This window comes from Mesonia sediminis, from assembly GCF_042684705.1.
GTDB classification, from domain to species: domain Bacteria; phylum Bacteroidota; class Bacteroidia; order Flavobacteriales; family Flavobacteriaceae; genus Mesonia; species Mesonia sediminis.
Map to the genome: position 1 here is coordinate 1 of NZ_JBHULZ010000034.1, position 1,991 is coordinate 1,991.

2 protein-coding genes are annotated in these 1,991 nt (G+C 28.2%); both read left to right on the forward strand.

All coding sequences use genetic code 11. The features are described 5' to 3' along the window. Positions 1-306: 306 nt before the first annotated feature. Positions 307-1,107, forward strand: a complete 801-nt coding sequence (locus ACFSQ0_RS07240; protein ID WP_379046289.1) for a hypothetical protein — start codon at positions 307-309, stop codon at positions 1,105-1,107. Positions 1,108-1,191: 84 nt separating this feature from the next. After that, positions 1,192-1,701, forward strand: a complete 510-nt coding sequence (locus ACFSQ0_RS07245; RefSeq protein WP_379046291.1) for a hypothetical protein — start codon at positions 1,192-1,194, stop codon at positions 1,699-1,701. Positions 1,702-1,991 lie beyond the last annotated feature (290 nt).

Consider the following 1,991-nt stretch of genomic DNA (forward strand, 5'->3'; position numbering starts at 1 on the left):
AATCATTTTCAAAAAATATTGACTCCTCGATAAATTTCATAAAAATCAGAAAAATATTATTTTTAAGAGCATTAATTGGTAGTTTTGAGACTGACTGCCGTTGGTAGCTATTTAAACACCTAAACAGAGCAATTTAATGACCATCCGACTTACGGATTTTAAAATAAAAACACAAACTGACTCTCTGAAGGAAGAAGATAGTAACTAGCGAATGATGTAAAATCAAATGCCTAAAACTTTGATTAGGCACTTTATTGTTCAACCTTGTTTTGTTATACATTAAACAAAACATAAATTTTATTAATTATGAAACTTACTATTTTAAAATTTTTTATTTTTTTCATAACCTTTGGTTTAATAAGTTGTAGTAATGATGAAAATAATCTAACAGAAAACACTAAGAGTAATGTAAAAAATCAAGACGCTATAACCCACAATTATTTGACAGAACCTAATTCAATTAATTCAGAATGGGAAGAAGCATCAAATCCTGAAAATCCATTAGATTACATTGGTTATGAGCATAATATGTTTCTTCAAAATTTTGATGAGAATAATTACAATATGGAATCGCTAGATGAAGTTTATTCTATAATAGAAGATCATTTTAACGAAGAAGGTCAAGTCGATAACTTAGCCTCTAGAGAGTTTTTAGAACCTATCATAAATAACGTAATAAATTATGATTTCGAAAGTTATATCAATCAAATAAATGTATCATCTTTTCAAAGGTCAAAACTTCTTGAATTAATACAAATTATAGATGATTATGATGGAAATAATATTGAGCTTATTACTAATCAAATAAAAGATTTTGAAAATCAATTGGAAAGTTACTCATTAGAAGAAAAGTCTGTGATATTAATAGCTAGTTCAGTTAGTAGATATTCTATGCTATATTGGGACACTAAGTATCCTGTTACTAATGGATTATTTAAAGGATGGAAATTAAGAAAATGGTTAACGATTGCAGCTGATGCAATAGGTGGTGCTGCAGGAGCGGCTGCAGGAAGCTCAACTGTTATTGGTGCTGTTGCAGGAGCTGTAAAAGGGGCAGGAGCAACTAGTGCTGCATTTGACAAAGCATGGGATATACTATCAAAGTAATAGAGATTAAAACAAATTCTTGAGTTGAAGATTCTCTGTAAATTAAGACGTTTTCCACTCAAGAATTCATATAACTGATTAAATATGAGAACTATATTTACTATAACGCTTATTCTATTTAGTATCAATATTTCTGCTCAAGACAAGAGTGAATTAAATACTAAAGAAAACTTTTATTCATTTTCTGCAAATGTCGGTTTGGCATTAGCAAAAGATAATTATGGAGAGTCCTTAAATTTTGATATTACCAAAACTTTTGATGATAAAAATACTACACTTGGCTTAAACTTTACTTATGCAACAATCATTAGAAAAAATGATGAGCCAAATTATAACTTATTAAAATATTCCTTATTAGCTGGAAACGAGTTTTCAAAAAACAAATCCTTTAAATTTGAAATAAAGTACGGCCTTTCAATACTAGACTTTAAAGATTATGAAATAAAAAAAGCTATTTTAGGAGTTGATGCAGGCTTATTGATGTCTTATAATTTAGCAGGATCTATGTATATTAACCTAGGTGCAACATCAAATTTTAATAAAGAAACTAGTATTTTTATGCAATCATTTCTTGGATTTAAATTTATTATTTAAAAACAGCTACCAACAAAGTATATAGCTCATAGCTATTTATTTGATTAATCGAAGTTTGAGCTTAATTTGGAAATCGTCAAATTTAAAAATTTGACGATTTCCAATTAAAAAAATAAATAGTAATATTTAAAAATCTGCCTTGTGGCTCAACCGAAAAATAATCGCTAATTTGCAAGCGACGGGCCATATACGAGACCGTCAGACTGTCTCAAAACCATGCCATCATTGCAGTCTTTTTTTAAGGATATATTTTTAATTTTTTTTATCTTTAAAAATGGAATATCAACAAG

Bases quoted from the DNA above. Each gene is read 5' to 3' on its own strand.
- ACFSQ0_RS07240 (WP_379046289.1), top strand. From the start codon at position 307: ATGAAACTTACTATTTTAAAATTTTTTATTTTTTTCATAACCTTTGGT.
- ACFSQ0_RS07245 (WP_379046291.1), top strand. From the start codon at position 1,192: ATGAGAACTATATTTACTATAACGCTTATTCTATTTAGTATCAATATT.